The organism is Spirillospora sp. NPDC000708, assembly GCF_040299565.1.
Taxonomy (GTDB): Bacteria; Actinomycetota; Actinomycetes; order Streptosporangiales; family Streptosporangiaceae; genus Spirillospora.
On sequence record NZ_JBEPCJ010000045.1, the window covers coordinates 23,336 to 48,403 of the forward strand.

At 74.2% G+C, this 25,068-nt stretch carries 24 protein-coding genes; 12 read left to right on the forward strand and 12 right to left on the reverse strand.

The genetic code is table 11. The features are described 5' to 3' along the window. Window positions 1–7 precede the first annotated feature (7 nt). The 5 genes from aroA to ABT299_RS28590 all read right to left on the reverse strand — a co-directional run bounded on the left by aroA (window position 8) and on the right by ABT299_RS28590 (window position 5,432). Entirely contained in the window at window positions 8–1,315 is a 1,308-nt protein-coding gene (gene aroA / locus ABT299_RS28570; protein WP_500252591.1) for a 3-phosphoshikimate 1-carboxyvinyltransferase, read from the reverse strand. A 72-nt stretch (window positions 1,316–1,387) separates the two neighbouring features. After that, complete coding sequence (locus tag ABT299_RS28575) at window positions 1,388–2,089, reverse strand: anti-sigma factor family protein (protein WP_190852623.1); 702 nt, start codon at window positions 2,087–2,089, stop codon at window positions 1,388–1,390. Next, a complete protein-coding gene (tnpB, locus tag ABT299_RS28580) occupies window positions 2,086–3,531 on the reverse strand; it encodes an IS607 family element RNA-guided endonuclease TnpB (protein WP_500252614.1) in 1,446 nt (481 codons plus the stop codon). Before tnpB ends, ABT299_RS28575 begins: the two co-directional genes overlap by 4 nt. Window positions 3,532–3,536: 5 nt before the next feature. After that, on the reverse strand, window positions 3,537–4,133 hold the full coding sequence (locus tag ABT299_RS28585) for a sigma-70 family RNA polymerase sigma factor (protein ID WP_190852621.1): 597 nt from the start codon (window positions 4,131–4,133) through the stop codon (window positions 3,537–3,539). A 192-nt stretch (window positions 4,134–4,325) separates the two neighbouring features. Then, window positions 4,326–5,432 (reverse strand): DoxX family protein, encoded by a 1,107-nt coding sequence (locus ABT299_RS28590; protein WP_500252592.1) that lies wholly within the window; start codon window positions 5,430–5,432, stop codon window positions 4,326–4,328. A 52-nt stretch (window positions 5,433–5,484) separates the two neighbouring features. On the opposite strand from ABT299_RS28590, the gene ABT299_RS28595 reads away from it, so the two are divergent. After that, entirely contained in the window at window positions 5,485–6,279 is a 795-nt protein-coding gene (locus ABT299_RS28595; protein WP_387026871.1) for an SOS response-associated peptidase, read from the forward strand. Window positions 6,280–6,382: 103 nt separating this feature from the next. Further along, the gene (locus ABT299_RS28600; protein WP_190852617.1) at window positions 6,383–6,715 is read left to right on the forward strand and encodes a TraR/DksA C4-type zinc finger protein; all 333 of its coding nucleotides are present in this window, start codon (window positions 6,383–6,385) and stop codon (window positions 6,713–6,715) included. A 21-nt stretch (window positions 6,716–6,736) separates the two neighbouring features. On the opposite strand, the gene ABT299_RS28605 is transcribed toward ABT299_RS28600, so the two are convergent. After that, window positions 6,737–7,540: a methyltransferase domain-containing protein gene (locus ABT299_RS28605; protein ID WP_190852615.1), complete on the reverse strand. Its 804-nt coding sequence runs from the start codon at window positions 7,538–7,540 to the stop codon at window positions 6,737–6,739. A gap of 445 nt (window positions 7,541–7,985) precedes the next feature. Between ABT299_RS28605 and ABT299_RS28610 the strand changes: the two genes are divergently transcribed. The 6 genes from ABT299_RS28610 to ABT299_RS28635 all read left to right on the forward strand — a co-directional run bounded on the left by ABT299_RS28610 (window position 7,986) and on the right by ABT299_RS28635 (window position 14,794). Further along, window positions 7,986–8,591, forward strand: coding sequence for a sigma-70 family RNA polymerase sigma factor (locus ABT299_RS28610; RefSeq protein WP_151541343.1), 606 nt, complete (start codon window positions 7,986–7,988; stop codon window positions 8,589–8,591). 89 nt (window positions 8,592–8,680) lie between these two features. Then, window positions 8,681–8,992 carry a mycothiol system anti-sigma-R factor gene (gene rsrA / locus ABT299_RS28615; RefSeq protein ID WP_151541342.1) on the forward strand — a complete coding sequence of 104 codons (312 nt, stop codon included), beginning with the start codon at window positions 8,681–8,683 and terminating at the stop codon, window positions 8,990–8,992. Between the two features lie 78 nt (window positions 8,993–9,070). Beyond that, complete coding sequence (locus ABT299_RS28620) at window positions 9,071–9,988, forward strand: NAD-dependent epimerase/dehydratase family protein (protein ID WP_433140338.1); 918 nt, start codon at window positions 9,071–9,073, stop codon at window positions 9,986–9,988. Window positions 9,989–10,605: 617 nt separating this feature from the next. Then, window positions 10,606–11,952, forward strand: a complete 1,347-nt coding sequence (locus tag ABT299_RS28625) for an HD-GYP domain-containing protein (RefSeq protein WP_500252593.1) — start codon at window positions 10,606–10,608, stop codon at window positions 11,950–11,952. Window positions 11,953–11,963: 11 nt separating this feature from the next. After that, on the forward strand, window positions 11,964–13,310 hold the full coding sequence (locus ABT299_RS28630) for an HD-GYP domain-containing protein (RefSeq protein ID WP_500252594.1): 1,347 nt from the start codon (window positions 11,964–11,966) through the stop codon (window positions 13,308–13,310). A 146-nt stretch (window positions 13,311–13,456) separates the two neighbouring features. Further along, window positions 13,457–14,794, forward strand: a complete 1,338-nt coding sequence (locus ABT299_RS28635) for an acetyl-CoA carboxylase biotin carboxylase subunit (protein ID WP_387026873.1) — start codon at window positions 13,457–13,459, stop codon at window positions 14,792–14,794. A gap of 87 nt (window positions 14,795–14,881) precedes the next feature. Here the strand turns inward: ABT299_RS28635 and ABT299_RS28640 are convergent, their stop codons facing one another. After that, the gene (locus tag ABT299_RS28640) at window positions 14,882–15,373 is read right to left on the reverse strand and encodes a GNAT family N-acetyltransferase (protein ID WP_190852604.1); all 492 of its coding nucleotides are present in this window, start codon (window positions 15,371–15,373) and stop codon (window positions 14,882–14,884) included. A gap of 215 nt (window positions 15,374–15,588) precedes the next feature. Between ABT299_RS28640 and ABT299_RS28645 the strand changes: the two genes are divergently transcribed. Continuing rightward, window positions 15,589–17,250 carry a carotenoid oxygenase family protein gene (locus tag ABT299_RS28645; protein WP_500252595.1) on the forward strand — a complete coding sequence of 554 codons (1,662 nt, stop codon included), beginning with the start codon at window positions 15,589–15,591 and terminating at the stop codon, window positions 17,248–17,250. Window positions 17,251–17,286: 36 nt separating this feature from the next. Here the strand turns inward: ABT299_RS28645 and ABT299_RS28650 are convergent, their stop codons facing one another. Continuing rightward, the gene (locus ABT299_RS28650; protein ID WP_190852600.1) at window positions 17,287–18,033 is read right to left on the reverse strand and encodes a hypothetical protein; all 747 of its coding nucleotides are present in this window, start codon (window positions 18,031–18,033) and stop codon (window positions 17,287–17,289) included. A 141-nt stretch (window positions 18,034–18,174) separates the two neighbouring features. Between ABT299_RS28650 and bioD the strand changes: the two genes are divergently transcribed. After that, the gene (gene bioD, locus ABT299_RS28655; protein WP_500252596.1) at window positions 18,175–18,900 is read left to right on the forward strand and encodes a dethiobiotin synthase; all 726 of its coding nucleotides are present in this window, start codon (window positions 18,175–18,177) and stop codon (window positions 18,898–18,900) included. Window positions 18,901–18,922: 22 nt separating this feature from the next. Here the strand turns inward: bioD and ABT299_RS28660 are convergent, their stop codons facing one another. Next, window positions 18,923–19,732: a GntR family transcriptional regulator gene (locus ABT299_RS28660; protein WP_347256527.1), complete on the reverse strand. Its 810-nt coding sequence runs from the start codon at window positions 19,730–19,732 to the stop codon at window positions 18,923–18,925. Window positions 19,733–19,769: 37 nt separating this feature from the next. Beyond that, window positions 19,770–20,936, reverse strand: a complete 1,167-nt coding sequence (locus ABT299_RS28665; RefSeq protein ID WP_500252597.1) for an 8-amino-7-oxononanoate synthase — start codon at window positions 20,934–20,936, stop codon at window positions 19,770–19,772. 73 nt (window positions 20,937–21,009) lie between these two features. On the opposite strand from ABT299_RS28665, the gene ABT299_RS28670 reads away from it, so the two are divergent. Further along, entirely contained in the window at window positions 21,010–22,704 is a 1,695-nt protein-coding gene (locus ABT299_RS28670) for a histidine kinase N-terminal domain-containing protein (protein WP_190852574.1), read from the forward strand. Between the two features lie 186 nt (window positions 22,705–22,890). Here the strand turns inward: ABT299_RS28670 and ABT299_RS28675 are convergent, their stop codons facing one another. Continuing rightward, window positions 22,891–23,151 carry a WhiB family transcriptional regulator gene (locus ABT299_RS28675; protein WP_151541468.1) on the reverse strand — a complete coding sequence of 87 codons (261 nt, stop codon included), beginning with the start codon at window positions 23,149–23,151 and terminating at the stop codon, window positions 22,891–22,893. Window positions 23,152–23,446: 295 nt separating this feature from the next. Then, a complete protein-coding gene (locus ABT299_RS28680) occupies window positions 23,447–24,388 on the reverse strand; it encodes a diacylglycerol kinase family protein (RefSeq protein ID WP_190852566.1) in 942 nt (313 codons plus the stop codon). Between the two features lie 75 nt (window positions 24,389–24,463). Here ABT299_RS28680 and ABT299_RS28685 point away from each other — a divergent pair, with 75 nt between their 5' ends. Beyond that, window positions 24,464–25,009 carry a hypothetical protein gene (locus ABT299_RS28685; RefSeq protein ID WP_500252598.1) on the forward strand — a complete coding sequence of 182 codons (546 nt, stop codon included), beginning with the start codon at window positions 24,464–24,466 and terminating at the stop codon, window positions 25,007–25,009. Window positions 25,010–25,068: the final 59 nt, after the last annotated feature.

The following is a 25,068-nucleotide window of genomic DNA, read 5'->3' on the forward strand; positions in this document are numbered from 1 at the left end:
GCCGCTCTCAGGCGGACGCCAGCATCGACGCCCACAGCTCCGTGAAGCCTGGAAGTGTCTTGCCCACCGTGGCGGGATTCTCCACCTCCACGCCCGGGACGGCCAGCCCCAGCACCGCCGCCGCCATCACCATCCGGTGGTCGTCGTAGGTGCGGAAGACGCCGCCGTGCAGCGGGCGCGGCCGGATCTCCAGGCCGTCCGGCAGCTCCCGGACGTCCCCGCCCAGCCCGTTGATCTCCGTGACGAGCGCCGCCAGCCGGTCGGTCTCGTGGCCGCGCAGGTGCGCGATCCCGGTCAGCCGGGACTGGCCGTCGGCCAGCGCCGCGAGCGCCGCCAGCACCGGGGTCAGCTCGCCGACGTCGTGCAGGTCGGCCTCCAGCCCGCCGAACCCGCTGCCCCCCCGGACGGTCAGCCCGTCCGGGCCGGGCGCCACGTCCGCGCCCATCCGGGCGAGGAGGTCGCGGAGCGCGTCGCCGGGCTGGGTGGTGTCCGACGGCCAGTCCGGCACGGTGACGCGCCCGCCGGTGACGAGCGCGGCGGCCAGGAACTGGGCGGCGTTGGACAGGTCGGGCTCGATCACCCACTCGCCGCCGCGGACGGGACCCGGCGCGACCCGCCAGACGTCGGTGTCCGTCTCGACCGCCACACCGCGGTCGCGGAGCATCCGGACGGTCATCGCCAGGTGCGGCGCGGACGGCACCGGCGGCCCCTCGTGCCGGACCTCCACGCCCTTGCCGAACCGCGGCGCTGCCAGCAGCAGCCCGGACACCAGCTGCGACGACCCGGACGCGTCGATCGTGACCGGCCCGCCGTCGACCGCGCCGGTCCCGTGCACGGTGAAGGGCAGCGCGCCGCGCCCGCCGTCGTCGATGGCGACGCCGAGCGCGCGCAGCGCGGCGATGATCGGGCCCATCGGCCGCTTGCGGGCGTAGGGGTCGCCGTCGATGGAGACCTCGCCCGCGGCGAGCGCCGCGACGGGCGGGACGAACCGCATCACCGTCCCGGCGAGCCCGGTGTCCACCCGCGCCGGGCCGCGCAGCTCCTGCGGCACGGTCTGCCAGTCGGCATCAGCGTGGGGCGACGACCCGACGGCGTCCGCCTTCGAGTCCTCCCCGATGCTCGCGCCGAGCGCGCGCAGCGCGTCCGCCATGAGCTCGGTGTCGCGGCTGTGCAGCGGCCGGGTGATGCACACCGGGTCCTCGGCGAGCGCCGCGAGGATCAGCGCCCGGTTCGTCATCGACTTGGAGCCGGGCAGCCGGACCGTGGCGTCGACCGGGCCGTCGGCGACCGGGGCGTTCCAGTGCGGAGAGGGCATGCCCCAAGGTTATCGGGCGGCCGCGGGGGCGGCGCGAACGTTTTCGCGGGCCGGACCGGGACGCCTCGCGGGTCAGAGCGGGATGGTGAGCAGCGTCCCCCCGCCGTCCACCACGACCTGGAAGCGGCTGATCTCGCTGCGCGACAGCGCGGTCGCACCCTGCATCGCGAGCGGCTTCGGCGACCCGGCGACGCCGTACCCGGGCTCGGGAACGCGCCAGCCGCCGACGACCGACCGCGCCCCCGACGTCGACACCGCCTCCAGATGGCACCTCAGCGGGCCCTTGACGTGGGTCAGCTCGAACGTCACCTGCGTGCCCCACTTCTTGTCCACCAGGCCGACGGTGCCGGACGCGCCGGTCCGCGCGTCCGTCGCCTGGTGCCGCTCGCCGACGATCGCCTGGGGCTGCGGCTGCGGCCGGGGCTTGCCCTCGTCGTCGCCCAGCGTCGTCCCGACGCCCACCCCGATCGCCACCAGCGCCGCTGCCGCCGCCGCGCCCGCCCCGTACGCGACGCGCCGCGTCCGCCGGTCCCGCGCCTGCTTGCGCCGGACCATGTCGATCACCGGCGCGGGCGGCCTCGCGGGTTCCCCGGGGGGCTCGGCCTCCGCCGGATCGATCCCGGAGAGCGCCTCCGCCAGCCCGCCCATCTCGCGCAGCTCGGCGCGGCAGACGCCGCACCCCGCCAGATGCGCCTCGAAGGCCCGCCGATCGTCGGCTTCGAGGAGCCCGAGCGCGTAGGCGCCGACATCGGTGTGCTCGACCTGCGAACTCATGAGGTCACCGTTACCTGGAACGTGAGCGGATGCGGGCATCCGCTGTTCGGGTAGCCGCCGCTTGCACGGCGGCGGCCCCGGTCATGCCCGCGTTCGCGGCCGCCGGGTTCCTGCTTCGCGGGCGGTTGCCCGGCAAGGCCGGGTCTTACAGCGCCTCCACAGGCGTTTCGCTTCTCCGCCCCACTGGCGGCGAGGTCACGCAGGTTGATCGCGGCGTTGACATCGCGGTCCAAGGTCAGGCCGCAGGCGTCGCACCGGAAGGTCCGCTCGGACAGCGACAGGCTTGGCTTTCGCCCGCCGCAGCCCGAGCAGGTCTTGGACGAGGGGAACCACCGATCGGCCACGACCAGACCGCCGCCGTTCCAGCCGGTCTTGTACTCCAGCATCCGCCGCGCGGCTCCGAAACCCTGGTCGGCCACGGCGCGGGCGAGCCGCCGGTTGGCGATCATCCCGGGGACGTTGAGGTCCTCGACCACCACGGTTTCGTACCGGGCGGCCAGATGCGTGGTGGCCTTGTGCAGGGCATCCGCGCGGATGTCGGCGACGCGGGCGTGGTGGCGGGCGAGCCGCTTGGCGGCCTTGGCACGGTTGGTCGAGCCGCGCTGTTTACGCGAGTGGGCCTTGCCGAGCCGCCGCAGTTTGCGCAACCCGGTCCGCAGCGCCTTCGGCCCGGCGATCCGGGTCACGCGGCCATGGTCGTCCACAGCGGTCAGCAGCGTCTTCACTCCGAGATCGACGCCCACCGCACTGCCCGGCCGGACGTGCCGCTCGGCGACGATGCGGTCGAGTTGGACGGTGAAGGAGACGTACCAGCGGTGCGCGGTCCGCGACACCGTGGCCGACAGGATCCGCGCCGTCCCGTTCTCCAAACGGCGGGCCAGCTTGCGGGTGGACTCGTGCGTGTGGATCGTGCCCAGGCGCGGAAGCGTCACCGTCCGGCCGCCGCAGCGCATCGCACCGGCGCCGAATCGGAACGAATCACGGCACCGTCCGCGCTTCTTGAACCGGGGAAACCCCAGACGGCGGCCCTTGCGAACGCCCTTGCGGGACCGGACGAACTCCCGCAACGCCCGGTCAAGGTCGCGGAACGCCTCCTGGTACACGCACTTGGAGTTCTCGCTCCACCACCCGAGGCCCGGATCGGACTTCTTCTCCCGGTTCCACAACCGGTGCAACTCGGCGCCCGACCACCACTTGCCCTCAGCGTCGTAGCGGTCCCGGCAGGCGGCCAGACCCCAGTTCCACGCGAACCGCGCTGCCCCCGCATGCGACCACAACCCCCGCTCCTGCCGGGAAGTGGGGTCCAGCGCGAACCGGTACGCCTGCGTCACCATCACAACCCGTACCGTAATCGGGGCCGCCGACAAAACCCTGGCGAAGGTGCCTTGGCGACGGCGAGGCTCGGATGACGCATACGCGCAGACGCGCGCGTTCGTCTGCATTTCGGTCACCTGTCCCGCACCCCCCTCTCCTCCAGGGCGACGCGCAGTGCGCGAAGCGCGTAGTACACCCGGGACTTCACCGTCCCCACGGGGATCCCGAGGTGCTCCGCCGCCTGGTTCACCGTCCGGTCGCGCAGGACCGTCTCGGTCAGCGCCTGCCGGTGCGCGGGCGACAGCGAGGCCAGCGCCTCGGTCACCACGACCTTGCGCAGCAGGGCGTCCATCTCGTCCGCCATCGGGAGGTTCTCCAGGGGGGCGTCGCCGACCTCGGGCGGCCGGACGTCGCGGTGCCGACGGTCGTCGATCACGATACGCCGCGCCACGGTGGCCAGCCAGGGCATCAGCGAGGTCGAGCGGACGTCGAGCCGGTCCGCGCTGCGCCACGCCCGGATCATCGTCTCCTGCGCGACGTCCTCCGCCCACTGCCGGTCGCCGCCGGTCAGCCGCAGCACGAACGACATCAGCGGCCGCTGGTACTCCCGGTACAGCTCCGCCACCAGCTGCTCGCCGGCCGGCGCGGGGGGCGGTCCGCCGCCCGGACCCGGCCTGCGGAGCAGGCTCCGCAGGCCGCCGGTCCGGCGGGTCGATCCGGGTGCTGCCATGGCCGGGCGTCTCCGTGTCGGTCGAAGGACCCAGGTAGCGGGCGGTCACCAGGCAGTACGCGGGCGACCCGGTGCGCGGTTCAACGGATTTGAGGCCGCGTTAAGGCTCGCTTCGGGAAACCGGCGCCAGTCCGGCTCCCGCGCGGGCCCGGGTCCGGCATCGCCGGGGTGGGGCGTCCGGGGGGCGCGGGCTCAGTGCTTGACGGCCTGCAGCACCTTGCCGGCCTGCACCGCCGTGCCGGTCCCGACGGTCCGGCCCGCCTTCGCGGCCTTCGCCGCCTGCGTCGCGGTGCCCGCCTTGACCGACTTGCCGGCCTTCGCGGCGCGCGCGGCCTGCGCGGCGGTCTGCGCCTTCACCGTCTTGCCGGCCTGGGACGCGATGCCCTGCGCCTTCCCGGCCCGGCCGACGGCCTTGCCGCCCAGCAGCCCGAGCCTGCCGCCCTTCTTGGACGCCTTGCCGAGCTTCAGCCCGCCGAGCAGCGCGCCGCCACGGCCGGAGGCCCTCCCGGACGCCCGGCCGAGCTTCATCCCGAACGCGGCACCGCCGCCCCGGCCCGCCTTCGCCGCCTTCGCGGCCTGCGTCGCCGCGCCGGCCTTGATGGACTTGCCGGTCTGCGCCATCATCCCGGACGCCCTGCCCGACGCCTTCCCGGCCTTGGCGGACGCCTTGCCCAGCTTCGCGCCGAGCAGCGCGCCACCGCCGCCGCCGGTCTTCGCCGCCTTCGCGGCCCGCCTCGCGGCCTTCCGGCCGCCCTCGGCGCGGGCCACCCGGACCTGCCGGGCCGCCTCGCGGCGGGCCTCCCGCAGCGTCACCGCGGCCTCGCGGCGCATGGCCTTGGCCTCGGCGCCCGCCCTGATCTGGGACTCGCGCGCGGCGCGGCGCAACTCGGCGAGGCGCGGGGGGCGCCGGGGCTCGGTCGCCGAGATCAGCAGCGCGCCGAACAGCGCGGCGTTCTTCAGCAGGTGGGAGCGCTCTTCGGCGCGGCGGTCCGGGTCGTCCTCGGTCCAGTAGCGGTGCTCGGTCGCCAGCGCGGGCACCATCTGGGCGGCGAGCAGCAGCGTCGTCAGCCGCCGGAACTTGCCCATGACCAGCAGCGCACCGGTCCCGACGCTGATCGCGCCCTCGATCCGGACGAGGGTCTCGGGGTCCTTCGGCATCCAGTCGATCCGGTCGGCGATCGGTTTCACCGAAGGCCCGACCTGCTCGGCGCGCGGGCGCGGATCGCGGACCGCCTCCAGACCGGTCATGATGAACGGGGCCGCCACCAGGGGGCGGGCCAGGGTCTCGATGGGTCGCATGACCCGCTACATGCCCGCCACGATGCGCCTCAAGCGCGGCAGGATGGGGACCATGTGCGGTCGATATGCCACCACCCGCGCGCGTCAGGAGCTCCTGGACGAGTTCCAGGTGCAGGTCGACGCGGCCGGCGGGGAGATCCAGCCCGACTACAACGTCGCCCCGACGAAGCAGGTCCCGGCGGTCCTCAGCCGGCGGCCGAAGGACGCCCCGGAGGACGAGGAGGCGGTGCGGCAGCTCCGGACGCTGCGCTGGGGCCTCGTCCCGTCCTGGGCGAAGGACCTGTCGATCGGCTCCCGCATGATCAACGCGCGGGTCGAGACCGTCCACGAGAAGCCGTCCTACCGCCGCGCGTTCGCCCGGCGGCGCTGTCTGCTGCCCGCCGACGGCTACTTCGAGTGGTACACGCTCCAGGACGCCGACGACCCGGCGGACGGAGAGAAGAAGGCGAAGAAGAAGCCGCGGAAGCAGCCGTTCTTCATCCGTCCCAAGGACGGCGGCGTCATGGCGATGGCGGGGCTTTACGAGCTGTGGAAGCCGCGCGACGAGGAGGACGCCGACTGGCTGTGGACGTGCACGGTGATCACCACCGACGCGCCCGACGACCTCGGCCGGATCCACGACCGGATGCCGATGGTCGTCCGGCCCGACCAGTGGGACGCCTGGCTCGATCCCGAGCTGACCGACCCGGACGGGGTGCGCGGTCTGCTCGTTCCCGCGATGGCCGGCACGATGGACGCCTATCCCGTGTCGAAAGCGGTCAACAGCGTGAAAAACAACGGGCCGGAACTCATAGAACCGTCCAGTGATGGGGATAGTTCCGACAACCATTCCGGCGCGCTGTTCTGACCGCCGCCGCCCCGGCCCCTCCCGGTTCCGGCGGCCGGAACCGGGCCTCCCGTTCGCCGGAGGGCTTTGCCCGGAGACCCCCACCGGGAGGAGTTCGGACCTCGTGGACGCAGCCGCAGCCCGTTCCCGACTGGAGGCGATGGTCGAGGATCTGGATCGTTCCATCGCCATTCTGCGGGGGGAGAGCCCGGAGCGCGACCATTCCGCGGCGGACGCCGGCTCCGGCCTTTCCGACCGCGACCGGGTCGAGGCCGCGCTCGACTCCCTCCGCCGGCACCGCGCCGCCGTCCAGGCCGCCCTCGACCGCGTCGCCGCCGGCTCCTACGGCCGGTGCGTGGGCTGCGGGGACCCGGTCCCGGAAGGGCGCCTGGAAGCCCGTCCCGACGCCGCCAGGTGCGTGCGGTGCCAGGCCCGGTACGACCGCCGCGGACGGTAGGAACGGGCCTCAGGGGCCGTCCTAGAGGCGCCTGGCGCTCGCCAGGAGGTGGAAGCCCAGGGACTCGTCCCCGGGCGGGGCGTTCAACTCGGTCCGGACGAGACGCGGCAGCGCGTCCGGCGACGAGGACAGCACGTGCTCCACCGTCGACGGGGACAGCGCCGTGCGCGGCCTGATCCAGGAGACCTCCAGCCCCACCTCGGCGAGCAGCTCGCGGAGCTGGTCGGCGCCGAAGCAGCGGGTGATCGTCCCGTCCGGCCACGGCACCAGGACGACCTCCGCGCTCGGCACGTCCGACAGGTGCGCCCAGTGGCTCTGCTCGGCCAGCAGCGCCATCCCGAGCGTCAGCGAGTCCACGCACAGCAGCACGCGCCCGCCGGGCCGCAGCACCCGCGCGATCTCCGCGATGGTCTCCTCGGTGGCCAGGTGCCGCGACAGCACCCGGTTCTCGGCGAGGACGGCGTCCATGGACGCGGCGCCGAGGAAGGCGAGCGAGCCCGAGTCGCCGAGGACCTTGGTCGTCGCGGGGCCCGGCCCGGAGGCCCCGTCGCCGGACGTCCCGGCCGCGAGCGCGCCGGCCGTGCGGCGCTCCAGCAGCGGGTCGCGGACCTCGACGACCGTGTGGCCGGCCTCCGCGGCGCGCTCGGCGCACCGCCCGTGATCGCCGGAGATGTCCAGGAGGCGCGACGGCCTGCGCGGCAGCCAGCGCGCCAGCTGCGCGTCGGCCACCGCCCAGTAGAACCTCCAGTAGCGCGCCAGGGCGTCGCCCTCCGTGGGGGAGTCGCGCAGGCTGGCGATGGTGGGCTCGGGAGGTCGCGCCGGCACCGGTAGCAACGGTTTGCTCCTGTTCTCGCCGTGTACGTCAGTTCTTTCCCCGTCAGGGCCCGGTCATCACCCTCCGTGCAGGCCGGGCGGGTTGGCCCGGTCCGCTCGGGGACGTCCGGAATCTTTTCCGCGTGCGGCTCCCGGTCGGGGAATCGGCGGGCGCGTCCCGGCGTTGCACCGTCTCATAACCGTCCGCACACGTGTCGCGGCACGACCGGACGGACGGCCTTGTCCGCGCTCGCGGGCGAGGCGATGGACGAGCACACAGCGGAGGTGCAGGCCGATGACCACAGCCGTTGCCGATTACCCGCGCGGCGCGGGGGTAGTGTCCCCGCCCGGCGGCGCGCGCGCCCCCGAGGGCGTGATGAGGCAGCGCGGCCCGATATCGTCTGTGGGATACGACGCCACCAGGCCGGCCAAGGCCAAGGGCGCCACAGTCAAGGGGGTGGGTCAGGTACCGGGCACCACGGAGACCGTTGAGCAGCGCCAGGAGCGGTTCCAGCGCGACGTGCTCCCGTTCTTGGACCAGCTGTACTCGGCCGCGCTGCGCATGACGCGCAACCCGGCGGACGCCGAGGATCTCGTACAGGAGACCTTCGCCAAGGCGTTCGCGTCCTTCCACCAGTTCAAGGAAGGCACCAACCTCAAGGCGTGGCTGTACCGCATCCTGACCAACACGTTCATCAACTCCTACCGCAAGAGGCAGCGCCAGCCGCAGCAGTCCGCGACCGAGGAGATCGAGGACTGGCAGCTCGCGCGCGCCGAGTCGCACACCTCGAGCGGCCTGAAGTCCGCCGAGGCGGAGGCGCTGGAGCACCTGCCCGACTCCGACGTGAAGCGGGCGCTGCAGGAGCTGCCCGAGGAGTTCCGCATCGCCGTCTACCTCGCCGACGTCGAGGGCTTCGCCTACAAGGAGATCGCCGACATCATGGGCACGCCCATCGGCACGGTGATGTCGCGGCTGCACCGGGGCCGCCGGCAGCTGCGCGGGATGCTGGAGGACTACGCTCAGGACCGCGGGCTGACGCGCGCCACCGGGGGGCCGGCATGAGCCGGGGGAGCGCCGGACGCGTAGAGCGGAGCGACATGCCGGACACCGCGGCCGGGCGCGGCGCGGTGAGCGAGAGGGGTGCGTGAGCCATGAGCTGTGGCGACCACCACGAGACGTCCTGCGAAGAGGTCCTCGCGCGCGTCTACACCTACCTTGACGGCGAACTCGACCAGGGCGGCTGCGGCGAGGTGCGCGAGCACCTCGACGAGTGCGGGCCCTGCCTGCGCGAGTACGGCCTGGAAGAGGCCGTCAAGAAGATCGTGAACAAGTCCTGCGGGTGCGAGCAGGCCCCGGCCGAGCTGCGCTCGAAGGTGCTCGGCCGGATCGAGGAGATCTGCGGCGAGATCAAGGCGTCCGGCGGCGTCGCGTCCGGCGGCACCGGCGCCTCCGAGTCCGCCTGACCGCCCCTTCCGGGCCCGCCTGACCGGGCCCCGGCGGCGCGCATGATCGGGAGCGCCGCGGCTGGGTATCGTGCTGGGGTGCTCGCTCTCGTCACCGGCGCGGCCGGCTTCATCGGGTCCCATCTCGTCGACCGGCTCCTCGCCGACGGCCACGAGGTCGTCGGCGTGGACGACCTGTCGTCGGGGGCCAACCGGAACCCGGCCATCGAGCTCTGGCGGATGGACGTGGCCGACCCGGCGCTCGCCGAGCGGATGGCGGCGCGCCGCCCCGAGGTCGTCTGCCATCTGGCGGCGCAGGTGAGCGTGCGCGCCAGCGTGGCCGACCCGCTGCACGACGCGCGGGTCAACGCGCTCGGGACGGCGAACGTGCTGGAGGCGGCGCGGGCGGCGGGCAGCCGCAAGGTCGTGTTCACCTCCAGCTGCGCGGTCTACGGGGTGCCGGACGCGCTGCCCGTCCCGCCGGACGCGCCGCTGCGCCCCGCGTCGCCGTACGCGGCCTCGAAGGTGACCGGCGAGGTGTACGCCGGGATGTACAAGGCGCTGCACGGCCTCGACTACACGACGCTGACGCTGGCGAACGTGTACGGGCCGCGGCAGACGCCCGAGGGCGAGGCCGGCGTGATCTCGATCTTCACCGACGCGCTGCTGGCGGGCCGCCCCACGAAGGTGTTCGGGGACGGCCGGCAGACCCGCGACTACGTGTACGTCCTGGACGTGGTGGACGCGTTCGCCCGCGCGACGGGAGAGGCGGGCGGCGGCGGCCGCTTCAACGTCGGGACGGGCCTCCAGACGACCGACCGGGACCTGCACGCGCTCGTCGCCGCCGCGGTGGGCGCGCCGGACGAGCCGGAGTTCGCGCCGCCGCGCCTCGGGGACCTGCCCGCGATGGCGGTGGACCCGGGCCCGACGCGAGAGGCGCTGGGCTGGGAGCCGCGGGTGAGCCTCGCCGACGGCCTCGCCGAAACGGCCGCCTGGGCGCGCGCCCGCACCGCCTGACCGGACCGCGCCGCCTGACCGCCGCACCGCCTGAACGGCCGCTCCGTGCCGTTGGCCGGCGGCACCGCCCGACCGGTGGCCCCGTGCTGGGATCCGTGCCGGAGAGTAGAGGAATGCGGCTTGGTGCCATTGATGGGACGATTCTGGCTGATTCAAGAATGCCATTTGCAGATGCACGTGCATTGAGATTGTGCAGCGGCATTGTGCGGGTACGCTGAGTACATTAATCCCCGGGAATTGATCACTTAAAGTGACACTTGCTTCACGCTTTGCTCACGATTCCCGGCATGCCTGTGTGACCTGGGCAGTTCGCGTTAGGCTGGGGTCGAAATCAGCGACGGGAACGCGGTGCACGCCCCCGAATTCGGGGTATGTGCGAACCTGGGAGACCGGGCCGAGCGGTTCCGGCGGGCCGGCGCCGCGCGCCGGCCGGACCCGGTCGACGGGGGGAGGCGGAAGCCATGCTCGAGTGCGGCAATCCGGCCGGACGAGGCCGGTGCCAGGACGCCACGGGATCGTCGCTGATGATGCCCGAGGGCGTTTCCTGGGTCTAGTGCCGGCAGGCACGGTCGATCCCGGCGGCGGCCCGCTCGTTCGTCACTCCCTAAGGGGCGGCAATGCGTGGACTACCTCTCGCTGCCTGGGCGTACGTGTGCGGGGTGGTCGCGCTCGCGGCCGCGGTGATCGCCACGTCGTCCTTCACGGGGGTGGACTGGACGAAGCTGGCCGTGCTGGCCCTGCTCTTCCTCATCTGCGACTCGGCGCCCGCCCGGCTGAACGTCGAGCGGGCCCGCGTCTCGCTGAGCTTCGCCGCCAGCCTGGCGGGGGTCGTGCTCCTCGGCCCGGCCGGCGCGGCCCTGCTCGGCCTCAGCGCCCTGGTCACCGGGCAGCGGTTCTTCGCGCCCGAGAAGCGCGCCTTCAACGGCGCGCAGTTCGCGCTCAGCGGCTTCTGCGCCGGCACGGTCTTCGACCTGCTGGGCGGTGACCGCTTCCACCCCGAGCAGTCCCGCTGGGTGGAGAACGTGATCGGCCCGTTCCTCGGCGCCCTCGTCACCTTCGTCCTGGTGAACCTGCTGCTGATGGCGGGCGTGCTGCTGCTGTCCCGGCAGGCCGCGCCGCGCGAGCTGCTGCACGAGAGCGGCCAGCTCGCCGTCGGCTGCCTCGGCTACGGCATGGTCGGGCTGCTGATCGCCGGGCTGTGGCCGCGGATCGGCGCCTTCGCCGCCGTGCTGGTGCTGCTGCCGCTGTTCATCGCCCGGTGGGCGATGGACCAGGCGTACGCGCAGCAGCAGGCGCACGCCGCCACCCTCGCCGCGCTCTGCCAGGCCGTCGAGACCAAGGACTACTACACCCGCGCCCACTCCGAGCGGGTCTCCCGCGGCTCGGTGATGATCGCGCAGGAGATCGGGATGCGCGCCGACCGGGTCGAGGCGATCCGGTACGCGGGGATGCTGCACGACGTCGGCAAGCTCGGCGTCCCGACGAAGGTGCTGCAGAAGTCCGGCTCCCTCACCGAGGAGGAGTTCGCCGCGATCCAGCTGCACCCGATGCGCGGGCTGGAGATCGTCCGCGAGATCGGGTTCCTGGACGAGGCGCTCGCCGGGATCATGCACCACCACGAGAAGGTGAACGGCCGCGGCTACCCGATGGGCCTGGCCGGCGACGAGATCCCCGAGTTCGCCCGGGTCATCTCCGTCGCGGACGCGTTCGACTCGATGACCTCGACCCGCTCCTACCGGGCGGCCCGCACCGTGGCGGAGGCCGTCGCGGAGCTGCGCCGCGGCATGGGCGACCACTTCGACCCGGTGATGGTGGAGGCGTTCCTGCGTGCGCTGGACCGGGACGGCTGGGAGCCGCCGCGGCCCGTCGTGCTGCCGGACGACGACGTCGTCGAGACCACCCAGCAGGACCATGACGACCCGAGCGCGCCGCTGCGGGTCGCCGGAGACGAAGCACGGCGGTGACGGGACCTCCCATGAGCAGCACCCAGATCCGGGCCCGCCGCGAGCGGGCCGCATGGCAGACCATCGACTCCGGCCAGCTGCTGCTGATCGCGACCGCCGGGCTGTTCGTCGTCGTCGCGATCGCCGAGGTCGCCGCGGCCGGGCTCCGGCAGCCCAACGTCGCGATCATCTTCGGCGTGCTGATCGCGCTCGGCGAGCTGTTCCGGATGGTGATGCCCGGCAACCGGGAGGTCGCGCCGATCGCCAGCGCCGGCGCGATGGGCTACGCGCTGCTGGTCGGCATCGGCCCCGAGGGCGCCCCGCCGGACGCGCCGCTCGGCGTCGTCCCCGCCGAGCACTCGCCGCTGCAGGTCGTCGCGGTGACGTCCGTCGGGATGCTGGTCGGCTCGCTGCCGCACATCCTGGTCGGCCGGTCGCCGCGCCCGGACGCGATGGCGCGCCGGCTGTTCACCGTCGCGGTCGTGGCGCTGTGCTTCCGGCCGATGCTGTCGCTCGGGCTGCCCTGGCAGCTGCTGCTCGCGGTGATGGGCCTGGTCGTCGTGCTGTCCTGCTTCACCGACGTGCTGATCGCCGCGATGATCCGGGCGGAGGCGGTGCGGGCCCGGTTCGGCATCGCGCTGCGCGACGAGATCGACGCGAAGATGGCGCTGTGCGCGGCGACCAGCGCCACCGCGATGCTGATCGCGGTCGCCACCACGGCGATGGGCGAGGCCGCGCTGCTGATCTTCACGGTGCCGATCCTCGTCACCCAGTTCGCGTTCCGCCGGTACGCGGGGATCCGCGCGACGTACCTGCAGACCGTCCGGGCCCTGTCGCGGGTCACCGAGGTCGGCGGGTACGTCGAGACCGGGCACTCGCGGCGGGTGTCGCGGCTGTCGGTCGCGATGGGCCGGGAGCTCGGCATGTCCGAGGAGGAGCTGCTGGAGCTGGAGTACGCGGCGCTGATGCACGACATCGGGCAGCTCTCGCTCGGCGACCCGATCCCCGGCGGCGCGACCGTGCTCGCGTCGCCCGCCGAGCAGCGCCGCATCGCCGAGCTCGGCGCCGAGGTCATCAAGCAGACCGGCGTGCTGGACCGGGTCGCGCACATCGTCGAGCTGTCGTCGCACCCGTACCGGACGGGCCCGGAGACGCTCGCGGGCTCCGGCGAGGCGGCCGAGCGGCCCGCCCCGGCGCCGCCGCTGGCCGGGCGCATCATCAAGGTCGCGAACGCCTACGACGACCTGGTGGGCGACTCCGTCGACCGCGACCGCGGCGCCGCCGTGCTGGAGCGGCTCCGGCTGGACTCGGCGGCCGAGTACGACCCGACGGTCGTGGAGGCGCTCAGCCGCGTCGTCGACCGCCGTCCCCGCCCCTGACCGGCGGTTCCCCGCCCGCTCGCGGGTGCGCGGCCGGCCGTTCATCGCACGTACGGGCGGACGCGGCGCGGCGCGGACGCTAGGGTCGGCGGGGCAGGTCCGCCGGCGCCGCCGGCGGGAGCAGATCTCCGAGGAGGAGTCCGCGAGTGTTCGAGTCCGTGCTGGTGGCGAACCGGGGCGAGATCGCCGGCCGGGTCGTGCGCACCGCGCAGGCCATGGGCCTGAAGGCGATCGCGGTGTACTCCGAGGCCGACGCCGACCTGCCGTACGTCGCCGAGGCGGACGAGGCGGTGCTGATCGGCCCGGCCGACCCGGCGCGCAGCTACCTCGAGGCGGCGGCCGTCCTGGAGGCCGCGCACCGCACGAACGCGCAGGCCGTCCATCCCGGCTACGGGTTCCTCGCCGAGAGCGCCGCGTTCGCGCGGGCGGTCGCCGAGCGGGAGCTGGTCTGGGTCGGGCCGCCGCCGCTCGTCGTCGCCCGGATGGGCGACAAGATCAACGCCCGGAACCTGATGAAGGAGGCGGGCGTCCCGGTCTCGCCCGGCGCGTGGGAGCCCGTCCCGGACGCGGCGACCGCGCTGGAGGAGGCCGAGCGGATCGGCTATCCGGTGATGGTGAAGCCCGCCGCCGGCGGGGGCGGCGCCGGGCTCGGCGCCGCGTACGACGAGGCGTCGCTGCGCGCCGCGTTCGAGGCGGCCCACGCCGCCGCCCGGCGGCTGTTCGGGCACGGCGACGTCCTGCTGGAGCGGTACATCGAGGGCGCCCGGCACGTCGAGGTGCAGATCCTCGGCCTCGCGGACGGCACCGTCGTGGCGCTGGGGGAGCGGGAGAGCTCCGTCCAGCGCCGGTTCCAGAAGGTCGTCGAGGAGAGCCCGTCGCCCGGCGTCGCCCCGGCGCTGCGGGAGCGGATGCTCGCCGCGGCGGTCCGCGCGGGCGAGGCCGTCGGGTACCGGGGCGCCGGGACCGTCGAGTTCCTGCTCGACCCGGTCGCGCAGGAGTTCGCCTTCCTGGAGATGACGACCCGGCTCCAGGTCGAGCATCCGGTGACCGAGCTGGTCACCGGCGTCGACCTGGTCGAGCAGCAGTTCCGGATCGCGGCCGGGGAGCGGGGCGCGCCGGCCGCCGCCGCGCCCGGCGGCCACGCGATCGAGTTCCGCGTCCACGCCGAGGACCCGCGGGACTTCCGGCCCGCGACCGGCGAGATCAAGGTGTGGGAGGAGCCGGTCGGCGACGGCATCCGCATCGACGCGGGCTACCACGAGGGCAACACCGTCACGCACCACTACGACTCGCTGCTGGCCAAGCTCTGCGTCCACGGCGAGGACCGCGCGCACGCGCTGGCCCGGGCCCGCGCCGCGCTGGGCGCGTTCCGCATCGAGGGCGTCGCCACGAACCTGCCGTTCCTGGCCGAGCTGCTCGACCACCGCGAGTTCATCGACGGGACGTACGACACCGGCGTGGTGGCGCGCATGCGCATCCGCTGAACCGCGCGTTCCGGTGCGGGACGGCGGTCCGGCGGGGCGGCGGTCCGGCGGAAGGGCGATCCAGGCTGGGTCGCGGGGGGCCGGTGGCTAGAAGGCCAGGGCGTAGGTGAGCAGGCGGAGTCCCGGTATCGGGGACCAGTCCCGGTCCGGGGTGCGGACGAAGCCGAGCCGCTCGTACATGCGGTGCGCGGCCTCCATGTTCGCCTGCGTGGACAGCCGCAGCCCGGTCAGTCCCGCGGCGCGGGCGCGCGCCGCGCACTCGCCGACCAGGGCGCGTCCCGCGCCGCTCCGCCGGGCCTTCGCCAGCACGGCGAGCATCCGGAACTCGGCCTCGTCCGGGCCCGCCAGCTCGGCGTACGGGCTGCCGGGCGGGCAGTAGGCGACGGCGCCCGCGACCTCCCCGCCGATCTCCGCGACGAGCAGCTGCGACTTGGCGGCCCGGTCGGCGGCGTCGCGGAGCTTGCCCACGTAGGACGATTCGGGCGAGACCAGCCCGCCGTGCACGTACACCTCGACGGTCAGCTCGCCGATCAGGTCGTACTCGTGGGGGCGGGCGTCGCGGACGGTGACGTGCTGCATCGGGTGCTTCTCCAGGCGGGGGAGCCGTTGGGGCCGGATCATCGCGACCGGACGGCCGCGACATATCAGGCTATCCGTATCCCGCCGGGACGCTCGCCCGGCGGGCCGGCCCGGGCGCCGCGCTAGTCGTTAGCTACTTGACTACTAGCCCCGGCGCCGTGTTGATTGGCGGGTGCCCGTCAGGGTGGCGGCCCGCCGAACCCCCAGGAGGCGCCATGCCGGTCCCCCGCTCGATCCTCGGCACGCAGGACGTCGGCGACCTGGAGCTCGCGGTCGTCGCCGGCGCGTGGCCGGACGACGTCCGCGGCCACTTCGTCGTCAGCACCTCCGACCAGCGCACCCATCCCGTGCACGCGTTCTTCGGCGACGGGATCATCGCGCGGCTGCCGCTCCGGCCGGACGCGGACGGCCGGTTCCGCTGGCGCGCCCGGGTGATCGACACCCCGTCCGTCCGGCTGCGCCGCCGGCGTCCCGAGCTGTTCACCGCCGGGCCCGTCGGCACGAGCTCGCCGTGGGGGTTCGTGAACGCCGCCAACACCGCGCCGCTGCCCTGGGGCGACCGGCTGTTCGCCACCTGGGACGCGGGCCGGCCCGTCGAGGTCGACCCGGTCACGCTGGGGTTCGTCGCCGAGGTCGGCCACCGCGACGACTGGAGGCCCGCCATCGACCAGGCGGTGCTGCCGCTGATCTCCACGTCCGCGCACCCGGTGATCGACCCCGAGCGCGGCTGCCTGTGGACGGTCAGCCGCGACGTCATGACCGGCGCGGTCGCGGTGATCCGGTACGCGGGGGAGGGGAGCCGGGTCGAGCGCTGGGACGTGGAGGGCGCCGTCCTGCCGCAGGCCACCCACACCATCACGCAGACCCGCGACTGGCTCGTGCTCGCCGACACCGCCTACAAGATCGACACCGACGAGGTGTTCGGCGCGGAGCGCACCGTCGCGAACAACCCCGACGGGCCCGTCCTGCTGATCCGCAAGGACGACCTGCGCCCCGGCGCCGGCACCGTCGCCTGCAAGGAGTTCCGGATCGCCCCCGAGGTCAACCACTTCTACGCGAAGTACGACGACTCTGACGGCGTCCAGGTCGTCATGGAGCACACGCCCGGCGTCGACATCGGCATGTACCTGCGCGAGGACGACCTCGACGCGTTCGGCCGCCCCGTCGACCCGGCGCTGCGCGGCATGTACTGCCACGGCATGACGCCCGCGCTCACCACCGTCCTGCTGTTCGACCCGGAGACCGGGACGGTCGGCGAGCGCGCCCGCGCCCGCGACCCGGAGCGCTGGTGGCAGGCCGAGCTGTCCGCGATCGACTGGAGCATCGAGGGGCAGACCGCCCCGACCCGACACCACCTCGTCTACCTGGGCTTCCACCCCGAGGCCATCAACCAGCGGGCGCTGCGCAACTACACCGGCCGCATCGACGCGGACCTGTTCCCGCCGGAGGAGACCCCGGCGGTCCTGGTCAGCCACGACCGCGACGACCTGAGGCCGCTCGCCGAATGGACGTTCGCGCTCGACGACTACCCGACGTCGCCCTCGTTCGTCCCGCGCGGGCGCGGCGGCAGCCGCTACGCGGGCGCCGACCCGGGCGGGCACGACGGCTACCTCGTCGTCGCCGTCCACAACGACGACCGCTTCCGCGTCGAGCTGTTCGACGCCGCCGACGTCGGGCGCGGCCCGCTCGCCGTGCTGGCGCCGCCGCCCGGCACGACCGTCCCGTTCCTCATCCACTCCGCGTGGATGCCGGAGGCCGTCCCCGCACCCGACGTGGAACGGCTCCGCTTCGCCGACGACCTGGACGCGCGCCTGGACCAGCTGGCCCCCGACCTGCGGGCCGAAACCCGCGAGGTGGCCGCCGAGCTCTCCTGCTGAGCAGTGGCGCGCCGCAAAAGGGCGGCACGCCGCAACTCACCGGGGACGGAGGTCGGCGCAGGTGTGCTCGTCGGGGAGCAGGGGGCGCAGCCGGACGGTGTAGGTCTTGCCGCCGCTGCGCCAGGCGGTGCCGGGACCCGTCGCCGGGACCTTCGCCGGGGCGGCGAGCGTGCAGACGGCCCCCGGGAGCGTCGTGCCCCGGCCCAGCGGCGCCAGCGGCCAGGTGCGGACCGGGCCGTCGGCCACCGCGCCCTCCGACGCGAGCACCGCGACCTTGCCCGGGGCGTACGGCCGCGCGCCGGACGCGAGGTCGGCGGCGGGCCACCGGGCCGGATCGAGGCGCGCCTGGAACCGCACCCCCGGGTCCGACTGGGACTCCGGAAGGACGATCTTCGTATGCGCGCCGCCCATGGTGAACTCCAGCACGTTCGCGTCCGCGACCTGCCCGGCGCTGACGGTGTGCGAGCGGCCGAGCCCGGCGGCGCGCGCCTCATGCAGCAGGCGGTCCAGCGCCGCGGGTTTCAGCCGGTACTCGGTGACCTTCTCCCGCGCCGCGACGAGCGCGCGACCCGTCGAGTACAGCGAGAAGTCCGGCAGCCCGCCGCCGAGACCGACGATGCCGCCGGTCCTGCGCATCCGCAGGACGAGATGCTCGCCGCGCGGCGAGTCCTTCGCGGAGTGCGTGGCGGTGCCGGTGGACGGCAGCGCGTGCGGCGGCTTCTCCACCCCGGAGGCCCCGCCGCAGGCCGCCACCGTGCCCGCGCAGGCGAGCGCGGCGATCAAGCTGGTGCGAGTGTGCGAACCGGCCATGCGTCTTCGACGCGCCGCCGCCCCGCCCGGTTCCCCCGGCTACAAATCCGATGGCGGAAAGACTGTGGAGTCTGCGACCGGCCGGCTCCCGCTCCGCACGCTAGGGTGCCGGGCGTGAGTGTGCTCGTAGTGACCGGGACCTGTACGGGCGTCGGCAAGACGATCGTCACCGCGGCTCTGGCCGCCGTCGCGGCCGCGCGCGGCGCGTCGGTCGCCGTGGTCAAGCCCGGGCAGACCGGGATGGGCGGCGGTGAGCCCGGCGACCTCGACGAGGTGCGGCGGCTCGCCGGCGTGGAGGACGTGCACGAGTCCGCGCGCTTCCCCGACCCGCTGTCGCCCGCCGCCGCGGCCCGCCGCGCCGGCGTCCCGCCCGTCCGGCTGCCCGACGTCGCCAAGCACGTCCAGGAGCTCGCCGCGACCCGCCGGCTCGTGCTGGTGGAGGGCGCGGGCGGCCTGCTCGTCCGCTACGACGAGGAGGGCACCACCATCGCCGACCTCGCCCGCTGGCTCGGCGCCGCGGTCGTCGTCGCGACCCGTCCCGACCTCGGCACCCTCAACCACACCGCGCTCACGCTGGAGGCGATGGCGCACCGCGGCGTGCAGCTCGCCGGCGTGGTCATCGGGGCCTGGCCGGACGACCCGGACCTGGCGATGCGCAGCAACATCCGGGACCTGGAGACCATCGCGGCGCGGCCGCTGTCCGGCGCGCTCCCGGCCGGCGCGTCCGCGCTGGACCCGGCCGAGTTCCTGGTCGCCGCGCACCGCGGCCTGGCCCCGGCGTTCGGCGGCTCCTTCGACGCCGCCGCCTTCCGCGAGGCGCACGCCCCCGAAGCGGACTGACGCCCGCCCGGCCTTCGTAAGATCAGGTGTCCCGGCGCAGGCGGGTGATGAACTTGTACCGGTCGCCCCGGTACATGGACTGCGCCCACTCGACGGGCTGGCCCGTCGTGTCGAACGCGTGCCGGGACAGCAGCAGCATCGGCAGGCCGACGTCGACGCCGAGGAGCTGCGCGTCGTGCGGGGTCGCCAGCACCGTCTCGATCGTCTCCTCCGCCTCCGTCAGGTGGACGTCGTAGGCGGTCGCGAGGGTCTCGTACAGGGACCGGTGCCGGGGCAGCTCGCGGCGCAGGCCGGGGAAGCGGCGGGCCGGCAGGTGCGAGGTGTCGACCGACATCGGCTCCCCGTCGGCGAGCCGGAGCCGGTGGACGCGCAGCACCCGGCCGCCCGGCCGGATGCACAGCAGCGACGCTAGGCGCTCGTCGGCGCTGACGTAGCCGGCGTCCAGGATGCGGGTCTCAGGGCGCAGCCCGTGGTGCCGCATGTCCTCGGTGTAGGAGACGAGTTGGAGCTCCTGCGACACCTTCGGCTTGGCGACGAACGTGCCCTTGCCCTGGATGCGCTGCAGGCGCCCCTCGACGACGAGTTCGGCGAGGGCCTGCCGGACGGTGGTCCGGGACGTCTCGTACTTCTCCGCCAGCGCCCGCTCAGGAGGCAGCGGGCTGCCCGGCGGCAGCGACTGGATGAGCTCGACGAGGAGTTCTTTGAGCTTGTAGTACTTCGGGATGCGCGGCGCCTGGTTGGTGTGGTGCTTGCCCAGGTCGCCGAGTACCGCCCGATCGAATCCGCGCTCGAATCCGTCCCCGTGCCGGGGCCCGCCCCTGACCTCCGTCACGGCCTCTCCTCACGTTCATCATCGGTTTCCCCCGATGTTATGCGTGAAGACTACGGCCGGTAGAGAGGGCGATCTCCGCCAGGGCCGTCCGCAGCCTTGTGAGGTCGGACTCGTCGACCGTGGCGCGCGCGGTGAGCCGCAGGCACGCCCGGCCCTTCGGGACGGACGGGGGACGGAAGCAGCCGACGCGCAGCCCGTGCTCAGCGCAGATCCCGGCCGCGCGCACCGCGTCGTCGGGCTCGCCGAGGAACACCGGGACGACGGCGGCGGCCGGGTCGGCGGTCTCCAGACCGGAACCGGCCGCGAGGTTTGCCATCCGGCGGGCGGTGGCACGCGCCCGGCCGGGCAGGCCCGGGTCGGCCTCCAGCACGTCGAGGGCGGCGAGGGCGGCGCCCGCGGCGGGCGGGTTCAGGCCGGTGTCGAAGATGAACGAGCGGCCGGTGTCCAGCAGCGCCTGGACCACCTCGGGCGCGCCGAGGACGGCGCCGCCCTGCGCGGCCAGCGACTTCGACAGGGTGAGCGTGAGGACCACGTCGGGCTCGCCGGCCAGGCCCGCGGCGTGCGCGGCGCCGCGGCCGCCGTCGCCGACGACGCCGAGCGCGTGCGCCTCGTCGATCACCAGCAGCGCCCCGTGCGCCCGCGCGGCGCGGTGCAGCTCCGCCAGCGGCGCGAGGTCGCCGTCCACGGAGAACACCGCGTCGGTGACGACGATCGCGTGGTCTTCGTCACGTTCGGCGAGGGCCCGCTCGACGGCCCCGGCGTCCCGGTGCGGGACGATCGCCACGCGGGCCCGCGACAGCCGGCACGCGTCCACGATCGAGGCGTGGTTGACCTGGTCGGACACCACCAGCGTGCCGGGCCCCGACAGCGCGGTGACGGCGCCGAGGTTGGCCAGGAAGCCGGAGGAGAACACCAGCCCGGCGGCGCTGCCGGTGAACGCGGCGAGCCGCCGGTCCAGCTCGGCGTGCAGCGCTGTCGTGCCGGTGACCAGCCGGGAGCCGGTGGACCCGGTGCCCCACTCGCGCGCGGCGGCGGCCGCGCCCGCCACCAGCCGGGGGTCGCGGGACAGGCCCAGGTAGTCGTTGGACGCGAGGTCGGCCAGGCCGTCGTGGTCGGCGGCGCGGGGGCGCAGCGTCCGCCGCAGGCCCGCCTCGGCGCGCCGGGCGGCGGCGTCCCGGAGCCTGGCGAGGGGGTCGTCGGTCATGCCCGAATCCTGCCAGGTCGGGGGCGGCGGGCACGGCGCCGGGGCACCGGAACGGATGGGCGATGATGGTCGTGTGCCTACCTTGACCGATCTGGTCCGCGACCACACCGACCTCACCGAGACCGATGTGGAGTGGCTGCACGCGCTGGTGTCGGACTGGCAGCTCCTCGCCGACCTGTCGTTCGCGGACCTGCTGCTGTGGGTGCCGCTGCGGTCCGGCGCGAAGGTCCCGGCCGACGGCCCGCCCGCGCGGGGCGGGCGGCGCGGCGGCGGCACGATCGACACGGGCGCGGCCGTGCAGGGCTGGGTGGCGATCGCGCAGATGCGGCCGACGACCGGCCCCACCGCCTACCCCGAGGACCTGGTCGGCAAGGTCGTCCGGACGGGCCGGCGCGGGCTGATCGACGTGGCGTGGCGGGAGCGGCGGATCGTCCGGGAGGGCGACCCGGAGTGGGGCAGCGGCATCCCGGTCCGGGAGGAGTCGATCCCGGTGCGCCGCGGCGCCAAGATCCTCGGGGTGATCCAGCGCAGCACCAACCTCAGCTCGGCGCGCACCCCGTCCCGGCTGGAGCTGACCTACCTGCAGAGCGCCAGCGACCTCGCCAAGATGATCTCCGAGGGGCGGTTCCCGGTACCGGGCGAGGAGCCGAACATGGTCCGCTCGCCGCGCGTCGGCGACGGGCTGATGCGGCTCGACCGCGCCGGCGGCGTCGTCTACGCCAGCCCGAACGCCCAGTCCGCCTACCGGCGCCTCGGCCTGCCGTCCGACCTGGTCGGCGAGTCGCTCGGCAAGGTCACCGCCGATCTGTGCGACACCGGCGAGCCGCTGGAGGAGGCGCTCAGCGTCGTGCTCAGCGGGCGGGCGCCGCGCGAGGTGGAGGTCGAGGCGAACGGCTCGGTCATGCAGCTGCGGACGATCCCGCTGGTGGTCGGCGGCACCCGGATCGGCGCGATCGTGCTGTGCCGGGACGTCACCGAGCTGCGCTGGCGCGACCGGGAGCTGATGACCAAGGACGCCACCATCCGGGAGATCCACCACCGGGTGAAGAACAACCTGCAGACCGTCGCGGCGCTGCTGCGGCTGCAGGCGCGCCGGCTGCGGATCCCGGAGGGGCGGGCGGCGCTGGACGAGGCGGTCCGCCGCGTCGGGTCGATCGCGATCGTGCACGAGACGCTGTCGCACACCCCGGACGAGCTGATCGACTTCGACGACATCGCGGACCGGGTGATCATGATGGCGGGGGAGGTGTCCACCCCGGAGACCAAGGTCGCCCCGAAACGGACCGGCAGCTTCGGGGTGCTGCCCGCCGAGGTCGCGACGCCGCTGGCGATGGCGCTCACCGAGCTGCTGCAGAACGCGCTGGAGCACGGGCTCGCCAGCCGGTTCGGCACCCTGGAGGTCGTCGCGCACCGCTACGGCGAGGGCGGCGCGGCCCCCGAGCCGGCCGGTGTGGCGGTCTGGGGCGAGTGGCCCGGCTCCGACGCGCACGACCCGCGCGCCCGGAAGGAGCCGCCCGTGGCGCGCGAGCCCGTCTCCGGCCCGCGGCTCGTCACGATCGTCGCCGACGACGGTGTCGGCCTGCCGCCGGACTTCGACGTGGAGAGCAGCAACAGCCTCGGGCTGCAGATCGTCCGCACCCTGATCGTCGGCGAGCTGGGCGGCAGCCTCGACTTCCGCGACCGGCCCGGCGGCGGCACCGAGGTCATCGTCGACGTCCCCCTCGACTACAGCAACCGGCTCCACGCGCCCCGCTCGGCCCAGTCATAGGACGGGGTCTGGCGCACGGCTTGGGGGTTCGGCCTGGGGAAACGCCTCTGGAGACGCCGAGTGCCCGCGGCCTGTCTCCAGGCGGCGGGCACGTCGAGGCGAGATGCGGGCGGCGCCGGGGTTTCCGGCCCTGGGGGTTCGGAGGCGGCGCCGCTCGGTGCTGGGGGTGAGGGTGGTGCGAGTGGATCAGAGACCGGCGTTGGCGCGGGCGCGGGCGCGGCTGGCGCGGCGCTTGAGGGCGCGGCGCTCGTCCTCGCCCATGCCGCCCCAGACGCCCGAGTCCTGGCCGGACTCCAGCGCCCAGCGCAGGCAGGCGTCGGTGACGTCGCAGCGCCGGCAAACCTGCTTGGCCTCTTCGATCTGCAGGATCGCGGGCCCGGTGTTGCCGATCGGGAAGAACAGCTCGGGGTCCACGTCACGGCAGGCAGCGCGGTGGCGCCAGTCCATGCGGTCCACTCCTTCGTCAGGTGGTGTGAGACACTCCACGTTTGTGAACGGTTTCACATGTCGCGAACGCCCGGAGCGGCGGTGGCCGGCGATCCGAGGGTGATTGTTCCGCGGCGCTGCGATCAGGAGGCGGACGACGTTGGGGCCCCTGTCGGCTGGCGCACTTTGAGCGTGTCAGCCGGGCGCGGGCAGACGCAAGACCTTTGAGAAAGGATTCTCAAAGTATGGGTGTCGCATGTGTCACACCTGTGGGTCGGCCGTGTTACTTGGCTCTCAGCATGGCGTGACGGCGGTCTCAGATGAGGATGCGGACCGCCTTCGGCACCGAGCGGAACGTCACGCTGCGCTGTTCCCCGAGGTAGTCGCCGTCCAGCTGAAAGGCGATCGGACGGTCCGCGCGCAGGGTGACCTCCGTCGCGTCGTGCACGTTCACCACGTCGCGCCCCTGCACCGGACGGGTCCGCACCAGCATCATCTGCGCGAGCGCCCCCAGGATGGGACCGGCGGCCATCGTGCGCATCCCGAACACGTCCAGCCCGCGCGCGAAGTTCGACTTCGGACTGGGATTCACCGGCAGCCGCCCCATGAAAGTCCACGGCGCCGTATTGGAGACGAACGCCAGGAACAGGCCCGCTTTCGGGGGGCGTCCCGGCACTTCCAGCGTCAGGGCCGGATGGCGCCGATCCGTGCCCGTGAAGAAATGGCGGACCGCGGCCCGCACGTACAGTGACGGATCCGCCTTCGCGCCCGCGCCGCGGCGGCGTTCCACCTCCCGGACGACCTCCGCGTCCAGCCCCACGCCGGCGTTGAAGGTGAAATAGCGCTCCACGCCGTCCGGCAGGCACGCCGCCCCCAGCCCGACCGTCCGGTACCGCCCGGCGCGCACCGCCTCCAGCACCGCCCGCGTCGCGCCGACCGGGTCGTTCGGCAGCCCGAGCGCGCGGGCGAACACGTTCGCGCTCCCCGACGGCAGGACCGCCAGCGCGGGCAGGTCCGGGGACGGGCCGTTCGCCAGCAGGCCGTTCACCGTCTCGTTCACGGTACCGTCCCCGCCGAGCGCGATCACCGCGTCGTAGCCCTTGTCGGCGGCCGCGCGGGCGAGCTCGGTCGCGTGCCCGCGGTGGGCGGTCTCGGCGATCTCGAGGTCGAGATCGCCGGTGAAGGCCCGGACGAGGATCTCGCGGGCTCGCCGGGAGGTGGAGGTCGCCTTGGGATTGGCGATGAGCATGGCGCGCACGGCGCCAGCGTATCGAGCGTTTCCCGTGCGTTTCCCCACGCATCGGCCGCGGCGGCGGGCGAGTAGGGTTTCGTTGTGACCGATCGTCCCAACACCGTGCGGGCCGCCGCCGCCCTGGAGGGCGCGGAGGGCCTCGGCGCCGTCGCGTTCGGCGTCTACACCGGGGTGGAGACCGCCGCGGGCGCCGCCGTCGACCCGGTGAGCGCGATCGGCGTGACCGTCCTCGCCCTCGCCGGCGGCGTGGGCATGCTCGCCTGCGCCCGCGGCCTGCTGCGCGGCGCCCAGGGCAGCCGCGCCCCCACTGTCCTGACCCAGCTGTTCGCGCTGCCCGTGGCCTGGTCCCTCTGGCAGAGCGACCGGCCCGAGATCGCCCTGCCGATGGGCCTCGTCGCGGTGCTCGCGCTGGTCGCGGTGCTGAGCCCGCCGAGCACCGCCTGGCTCGTCCGCGATCATGACGAGGACGAGGAGGAGGACGGCGCCCCGTCCGGCGCGGAGCCCGCGCCCCGCGCCGCGGAGCCGCGCCCCCGGGACGACCGGTCCCTCGGCCAGAAGCTCATGGACCGCCTCAAGGAGCAGCCCGCGAAGGACGCGCCCGCCAAGGGCACGTCCGCGAAGAACTGACCGGCGGCCGGAAGCCCGGCGGCCGGAGGACCAGCGAACGCCGAGGGGCCCTGGGGAGA

Coding starts and splice junctions, on each gene's coding strand:
- ABT299_RS28630 (WP_500252594.1), top strand. CDS start 11,964: ATGAGCAGCACCCAGATCCGGGCCCGCCGCGAGCGGGCCGCATGGCAG.
- ABT299_RS28585 (WP_190852621.1), bottom strand. CDS start 4,133: ATGGCAGCACCCGGATCGACCCGCCGGACCGGCGGCCTGCGGAGCCTG.
- ABT299_RS28665 (WP_500252597.1), bottom strand. CDS start 20,936: ATGACCGACGACCCCCTCGCCAGGCTCCGGGACGCCGCCGCCCGGCGC.
- ABT299_RS28590 (WP_500252592.1), bottom strand. CDS start 5,432: ATGCGACCCATCGAGACCCTGGCCCGCCCCCTGGTGGCGGCCCCGTTC.
- ABT299_RS28645 (WP_500252595.1), top strand. CDS start 15,589: ATGCCGGTCCCCCGCTCGATCCTCGGCACGCAGGACGTCGGCGACCTG.
- ABT299_RS28575 (WP_190852623.1), bottom strand. CDS start 2,089: ATGAGTTCGCAGGTCGAGCACACCGATGTCGGCGCCTACGCGCTCGGG.
- ABT299_RS28595 (WP_387026871.1), top strand. CDS start 5,485: ATGTGCGGTCGATATGCCACCACCCGCGCGCGTCAGGAGCTCCTGGAC.
- tnpB (WP_500252614.1), bottom strand. CDS start 3,531: ATGCAGACGAACGCGCGCGTCTGCGCGTATGCGTCATCCGAGCCTCGC.
- aroA (WP_500252591.1), bottom strand. CDS start 1,315: ATGCCCTCTCCGCACTGGAACGCCCCGGTCGCCGACGGCCCGGTCGAC.
- ABT299_RS28675 (WP_151541468.1), bottom strand. CDS start 23,151: ATGGACTGGCGCCACCGCGCTGCCTGCCGTGACGTGGACCCCGAGCTG.
- ABT299_RS28625 (WP_500252593.1), top strand. CDS start 10,606: ATGCGTGGACTACCTCTCGCTGCCTGGGCGTACGTGTGCGGGGTGGTC.
- rsrA (WP_151541342.1), top strand. CDS start 8,681: ATGAGCTGTGGCGACCACCACGAGACGTCCTGCGAAGAGGTCCTCGCG.
- ABT299_RS28640 (WP_190852604.1), bottom strand. CDS start 15,373: ATGCAGCACGTCACCGTCCGCGACGCCCGCCCCCACGAGTACGACCTG.